Annotated in this window: 5 protein-coding genes; 4 read left to right on the top strand and 1 reads right to left on the bottom strand. The window is 71.7% G+C overall.

All coding sequences use genetic code 11. The features are described 5' to 3' along the window. The 4 genes from H0X00_RS05540 to H0X00_RS05525 form a co-directional block, all read left to right on the top strand. Positions 1–1,637 (top strand): transglutaminase family protein (locus tag H0X00_RS05540; protein WP_293767824.1); only part of this gene is annotated, 1,637 nt, incomplete at its 5' end. Positions 1,638–1,722: 85 nt separating this feature from the next. After that, positions 1,723–4,272, top strand: a complete 2,550-nt coding sequence (locus H0X00_RS05535; protein ID WP_293767822.1) for a circularly permuted type 2 ATP-grasp protein — start codon at positions 1,723–1,725, stop codon at positions 4,270–4,272. Beyond that, complete coding sequence (locus H0X00_RS05530) at positions 4,272–5,210, top strand: transglutaminase family protein (RefSeq protein WP_293767826.1); 939 nt, start codon at positions 4,272–4,274, stop codon at positions 5,208–5,210. The genes H0X00_RS05535 and H0X00_RS05530 overlap by 1 nt, the downstream gene beginning before the upstream one ends. 19 nt (positions 5,211–5,229) lie before the next feature. Continuing rightward, positions 5,230–6,249 (top strand): putative zinc-binding metallopeptidase, encoded by a 1,020-nt coding sequence (locus H0X00_RS05525; RefSeq protein ID WP_293767820.1) that lies wholly within the window; start codon positions 5,230–5,232, stop codon positions 6,247–6,249. On the opposite strand, the gene H0X00_RS05520 is transcribed toward H0X00_RS05525, so the two are convergent. Beyond that, complete coding sequence (locus tag H0X00_RS05520) at positions 6,218–6,685, bottom strand: VOC family protein (protein WP_293767818.1); 468 nt, start codon at positions 6,683–6,685, stop codon at positions 6,218–6,220. The two genes, H0X00_RS05525 and H0X00_RS05520, sit on opposite strands and share 32 nt — an antisense overlap. Position 6,686 lies beyond the last annotated feature (1 nt).

Here is a 6,686-nt window from a genome sequence, read left to right as displayed (position 1 = left end):
GCACGGCGCCGAGTCCCCAGCTGGTCGCCGCCGCCGAGGTGCTCCCCGCCCCGGGCGCGCCGACCACGGCGCTGTGCGTCGAGGAGCGGGCCGGACACGTCTGCGTGTTCCTGCCACCGCTGCCCGACGCCGCGGACACGGTCGTCCTGCTGGGCGTCGTCGAAGCCGCCGCGGCGGCCACCGGCACCCCGGTCGTGCTGGAGGGCTACCCGCCCTCCGGGGACCACCGCCTGCGCGGGATGAGCGTCACCCCGGACCCCGGAGTCATCGAGGTCAACGTGCACCCGGCGGCGAGCTGGGCCGAGCTCACCGAGATCAACCAGACGCTGGACACCGCCGCGCGCGCGATCGGCCTGGCGACCGAGACCTTCGGGATGGACGGCACCCACACCGGCACCGGCGGCGGCGGGCACCTGACCCTGGGCGGGCCGTCGTCGGCGGACTCTCCCCTGCTGCGGCGCCCCGACCTGCTGGTCAGCATGCTCACGTACTGGCAGCACCACCCCGGCCTGACCTACCTGTTCTCCGGACGGTTCATCGGCCCGACCAGCCAGGCCCCCCGGGCCGACGAAGGCCGGGCGGAGAACCTGTACGAACTGGAGATCGCGTTCGCCGAACTGGCGGCGCTCGCCGAGTCCCCGGAGGGCGCCCGGCCCTGGCACGTGGACCGCGCCCTGCGTCATCTCCTGACCGACATCACCGGCAACACCCACCGGTCGGAGTTCTGCATCGACAAGCTGTTCTCGCCGGACTCCGACCGGGGCCGGCTCGGCCTGCTGGAGCTCCGCGGGTTCGAGATGCCGCCGCACCCGGACATGTCCCTGGTGCAGGCGCTGCTGGTGCGCTCACTGGTGGCCCGGTTCTGGGACGCGCCCTACACCGGCCCGCTCGTGCGCTGGGGAACACGGCTGCACGACTCGTTCCTGCTCCCCGAGTTCGCCCTGGCCGACGTCGCCGACGTGGTCGACGACCTGAACGGCCACGGCATCGCCTTCTCCCCCGCCTGGCTGGATCCGTTCGCGGAGTTCCGCTTCCCGCGCCTGGGATCGGTGGACGTATCCGGAGTGCACCTGGAGCTGCGGCTGGCGATCGAGCCGTGGCACGTGCTCGGCGAGGAGGTCAGCGGCGGCGGCACCGCGCGCTACGTGGACTCCTCGGTCGAGCGGCTGCAGGTCAAGGTCACCGGCGCCGTCCCGGGCCGGCACGCGGTCACCTGCAACGGCGTCCCGGTGCCACTGACCCGGGCCCGCTCCGGGGACGCGCTGGTGGCCGGGATCCGGTTCCGGGCGTGGGCGCCGCCCTCGGCCCTGCACCCGACGATCGGCGTGCACTCCCCGCTGGTTCTCGATGTGGTCGACACCTGGAACGGCCGCGCGGTGGGCGGCTGCACGTACCACGTCACCCATCCGGGTGGCCGCCACTACGAGACCTTCCCGGTCAACGCGGGCGAGGCCGAGGCCCGCCGCGGGGCCCGATTCGTCCCGGAGGGGCACACACCGGGCCCGGTGGACGTCGCCGCATGGCAGTCTTCAGCCATGCACCCGTCCCCGGCGTCGTCGCTGATCGCTGGTACCACGGCCGACGCCGGTGAGTACCCGCGCACGCTCGACCTGCGCCGGATCCGCCCGCGGCGGTGACCGGGGCAGTGATGGACATCGTGTGACGGAGACACAGCCCAGGCCCCCCGCCAGTCCCCGCTCTGCCGACAGCACAACATCCGGGATGGTGCACGCCTACGCGGCCAAGCGGACCGCGCGGCGTGAGGAGCGCGCGCGCTGGGACGAGATGGTCGGCTTCCACGGCCGGGTCCGGCGCGGCTGGCGCGAGCTGTCCGCGGTCGCGGAGAGCCTCGGCCCGGCCGGGCTGGCGACGGCCACCGCCGAAGCCGCCCGGCTGCTCGACGAGGACGGCGTCACCTACCGCCCACTCGGCGCCCCGGCGGAGCAGACCTGGGGTCTGGACCCGCTTCCGGTCTTCGTCGATGAGGGCGAATGGGCAACGCTGGAGCCGGGCCTGATCCAGCGGGCCCAGCTGCTCGAAGCGCTGCTGCACGACCTGTACGGCCCACGGATCGCGCTGCGCTCCGGCGCCCTGCCGAACGAGATCGTGCACGGCCACCCGGGCTTCCTGCGGGCCTGGGACGGGGCGGCCCCCGGGGCGGCCCGGCAGCTGTTCCTGGCTGCCGCCGACCTCGCCCGCGGCCAGGACGGCGCCTGGTGCGTGATCGCCGACCGGGTGCAGGCCCCCTCCGGCGCCGGCTACGCGATGGCGAACCGCCGGGTGGTCTCCCGGGTGCTGCCCGCCCTGCACCGGCAGTCCGAGATCCACCGCCTCGGCCCGTTCTTCCACGCGATGCGGATCGGGCTGGAGCAGGTCGCCCCGCCCACCGCGGAGGCCCCGCGCGCGGTCCTGCTGACCCCGGGCACGCAGAGCGAGACCGCGTTCGAGCAGGCCTACCTCTCCACCCTGCTCGGCTACCCGCTGGTGCGCGGAAAGGATCTGGTGGTGGCCGACGGCCGGGTCTGGCAGCAGACGCTGGGCCGCCTGGAGCAGGTCGATGTGATCCTGCGCCGGGTCGACTCCTGGTACTGCGACCCCCTCGACCTGCGCCCGGACTCCGAACTCGGCGTGCCCGGCCTGGTCGAGGCCGCCCGCGCCGGGTCGGTCTCGGTGGTCAACGGCCTGGGCTGCGGAGTGCTGGAGAACCCGGGCCTGCTGCCGTTCCTGCCCGCCCTGTGCCAGTTGCTGCTCGACGAGCCGCTGCGGCTGAAGTCGGTGCCGACCTGGTGGTGCGGTGACGTCGAAGGCCTGGCCAAGGTCCGCGACTCACTCGCGACCATGGTGGTCAAGCCGCTGGCCCGCGGGATCGGGCGCACCCACCTCTTCGGCTGGGAGCTCTCCGAGGCCCAACAGGGCGACCTGATCAAACGGATCGAGACCGAACCGTGGGCCTGGGTCGGGCAGGAGGAACTGTCCTGCTCGACGGCGCCGAGCATCCTGTCCGACGACCTGTTCCCGCAGGACCTGACGCTGCGTACGTTCGCTGTCGCCACCGGGTCCGGCTACCAGGTCATGACCGGCGCCCTGGGCCAGGTCCGCACCCACCACGGCGGCCTGACGCAGCGTCAGGCCGCGCCCACCTCCAAGGACATCTGGATCCGCAACACCCGCGGCGCGCCCACCGTCGAACCGTGGGTGCGCGAGTCCATGCCGTCCCAGGTGCTGCCACTGACGATCTCCCCCCGCGTCACCGAGGACATGTTCTGGCTGGGCCGCTACGCCGAGCGGGCCGAGGACACGGCCCGGCTGCTGCGCGCGGTCAACGACCGCTGGGCGGACTTCCACAACTCCCCCGAGTACACCGGCGCCGCGGCCCTGGCGGTGCTGTTGGAGACCCTGACCGAGGTCACCGCCACGACCCCCGGCTTCATCGGGGTCGACGCCGACACCCGCTTCGCCCGGCAGGCCCGTGAGCTCCTCTCGGTCATCCTCGACGACGAGCGCGAGGGCACGCTGGCCTTCGCGGTGCGCCGGCTGACCGAGGTCTCCGGTGACGTACGCGAGCAGCTGTCCACCGACACCTGGCTGGTGCTCGGCGGCCTGGAGCGTGAGCTGGACGGTCTGCGGACCAAGCTGGGCAGCCGCGACGTGCTGACCGGAGACGTGCCGACCGCCATCGCCCGCGTGCTCGAAGGCCTGCTCGCGCTCTCCGGCCTGATCGCCGAGAGCCTGGTCCGGGATGCCGGCTGGCGCTTCTGCGAGATCGGCCGCCGGATCGAGCGTGCGTTGCACGTCACCACGCTGCTGCAGGCGACGGTCACCAGGGAAGGTCCGCCGCAGACCGACAGCCTGGTCTTCGAGTCGGTGCTGATCGCGGCCGAGAGCATCATCACCTACCGACGGCGCTACCAGGCGCGGGCCGGCGTCGGCACCTTGCTCGACCTGCTGCTGACCGACCGGGAGAATCCGCGCGCGGTGGCCTTCCAGCTCGACCGGCTCGGCGAGGCGCTCGAGCGGCTGCCGGCGGACGCCGAACGGATCGCCCCGGTGCGCGAGACGCTGGCCGAGATCCGCGCCGCCCTCCGCGGCATCGACACCGCGGCGCTGGCCCGGGTCGGCGAGGACGGGCGCCGGGCCGAGCTGCGCGACCTGCTCACCGTTCTGTCCACCCGCCTCGGCGCGCTGGCCCTGGACGTGGAACGGATCTTCTTCGTCCAGCCGGCCCCGCAGCGTCCCCTCGACGTCACGGCCACCACCTGGGAGTCCTGGTGATGGCCACCGCCGCCGCGGAGATCCCGGCGACCGCCAAGGTGTGGCAGCTGACCCACCGCACCGAGTACGTCTACGACGACGAGGTCTTCACCTCCTACGGGCGCGCTCACCTGATTCCGCGTCACGGCGCCGGGCAGTACCGACTGGCCGCCCAGGTCGAGGTCGACCCGGCCCCGGCCGATCTGCGCGAGCACACCGACTTCTTCGGCAACCGGTCGACCTACTTCTCGGTCCGCACCCCGCACCGCGAGTTGTCGGTGACCGCGACCAGCAGGGTGGCGGTCGACCGCGGCGGCACCCATCGCGACGCGCTGCGCGACGTCCGCGCCCGCGATGTGCACGAGCGTCTCCACGACCGCGCGGATCTCGCCGCCGACCTCAACGCCGCCCGCCAGTACCTGCTGCCCTCGCCGATGATCGGTCGCGCCGAGCAGGTCGCCGAGTTCGCCCAGGACCTGATGCGACCGGCCCGGAGCCTGGACGAGGTGGTCGCGGACCTGCTCGACCGCATCCACGACGGGTTCTCCTACGTCTCCGGTTCCACCACCGTGCGGACCACACTGGCCGAGGTGCTCGCCAGCCGGGAGGGCGTCTGCCAGGACTTCGCCCACCTCGCCGTCGCGGCCCTGCGGTCGATGGGACTGGCTGCCCGCTACGTCTCGGGCTACCTGGAGACCCAGCCACCACCGGGCAAGCCGCGACTGGTCGGCGCTGACGCCTCGCACGCGTGGGCCTCGGTGTTCGCCCCCGGAGTCGGCTGGGTCGACCTTGACCCGACCAACCACAAGTTCGTCGACGACAGCTACATCGTCACCGCGGTCGGCCGCGACTACTCCGACGTCCCACCCTTGAAGGGCGTCATCTACACCGAGAGCAAGAAGAACACGCTGAAGGTGTCGGTGGACATGGTGCCCATCGTCGGCGATTCCTCGACCTGACACCGGGTAGCGTCGCCGGATGCGCTCGTTCGACTGTCCCAAGTGCGGATCCCTGTTGTTCTTCGAGAACAGCCACTGCCTGAACTGCGACACCGAGGTCGGCTTCGACCGAGAGACGGCGGCTCTCGCACTCGCGACCCCGGAAACGCGCTGCGCCAACTCCCTGGCCGCCGAGTGCAACTGGCTGGTCGACACCCTCGGCGAACTCTGCGCCTGCTGCGACCTGACCCGCACGCGGCCGAATAATGACGACCTCGGCGGCATGGCCGCGTTCGCCCGCGCCGAGGCGGCCAAACGGCGGCTGCTGTACCAGCTCGACGACCTCAACTTGCCGGTCGTCAGCCGCGAGGAGGACCCAGCGCTCGGCTTGGCCTTCGACCTGCTGTCCTCGGTGGACGGGCCGGTGACCACCGGGCACGCGGACGGCGTGATCAGCCTCGACCTCGCCGAGGGCGACGACGGGCATCGGGAAGCGATGCGCGTCCGCCTGGACGAGCCCTACCGGACCCTGCTCGGGCACTTCCGGCACGAGATCGGCCACTACTACTGGATGCTCCTGGTCGAGAACACCGCGGTGCTATCGGTGTTTCGGGCCCTATTCGGCGATGAGCGCACCGACTACGGCGCGGCATTGAGCGCGCACTACACCTCCTACACGGCCCCGGGCTGGGAGGAAACCTACGTCTCGATCTACGCCACCGCGCACCCGTGGGAGGACTGGGCCGAGACCTTCGCGCACTACCTGCACATCCGCGACACCCTCCAGACCGCCGCTGCGTTCGGCGTGGTCGTGGCCGGACCGGACGTGCAGGCGACCCCGGACCCGACCGCACCCCTGACCTCCATCCCGATGGAAGAGATGGACGACTTCGACGATCTGATCAACTCCTGGCTCCCGCTGACGTACGCGCTGAACGCGGTCAACCGCAGCATGGGCAAGAAGGACCTCTATCCCTTCCTGCTCTCCCCGACGGTGCAGGAGAAGCTGCGCCTGGTGCACGCGCTGCTCACGCGCAGGCAGCCTGCACGTCAGCGATGACGATCTTCTCCGGCTTGCTGATCGCCTCAAACGCCACCTTGGCCGTCGGCCCGTTGAGCAGCGCGAGGACCGGGGTCGGCACAACCTGCCAGGACAGCCCGAACTTGTCCTTGAGCCACCCGCAGTAACTCGGCTCGCCGCCGGCCACGAGGGCGTCGAAGTAGTGGTCCACCTCGGCTTGGTCCGCGCAGAAGATCTGGAACGAGATCGCCTCGCTGAAGGTGAACATCGGGCCCCCGTTGAGGCCGGTGAAGGGCTGCCCGTTCAGAGTGAACTCCACCACCATCTCGGCGCCGGCCTCGTTGCCCGGGGTGCCGCCCTCGGGCGCGAGCCCGATCTCGCCCATCTTCGAGTTCGGGAAGACCGAGGTGTAGAACTCGGCCGCCTCGCGGGCATTGCCGTCGAACCACAGGCAGGGGGTGATCGGCTTGTCCATC

It is taken from the genome of Sporichthya sp., assembly GCF_013815995.1.
Taxonomy (GTDB): Bacteria; Actinomycetota; Actinomycetes; order Sporichthyales; family Sporichthyaceae; genus Sporichthya.
Note: the sequence above shows the minus strand (reverse complement) of the source record. Positions and strands in the feature narration are given on the sequence as shown.

What these genes read in the sequence shown, in the direction of transcription:
- H0X00_RS05535 (WP_293767822.1), top strand. Translation starts at nt 1,723, where the DNA reads ATGGTGCACGCCTACGCGGCCAAGCGGACCGCGCGGCGTGAGGAGCGC.
- H0X00_RS05530 (WP_293767826.1), top strand. Translation starts at nt 4,272, where the DNA reads ATGGCCACCGCCGCCGCGGAGATCCCGGCGACCGCCAAGGTGTGGCAG.
- H0X00_RS05525 (WP_293767820.1), top strand. Translation starts at nt 5,230, where the DNA reads ATGCGCTCGTTCGACTGTCCCAAGTGCGGATCCCTGTTGTTCTTCGAG.
- H0X00_RS05520 (WP_293767818.1), bottom strand. Translation starts at nt 6,685, where the DNA reads ATGGACAAGCCGATCACCCCCTGCCTGTGGTTCGACGGCAATGCCCGC.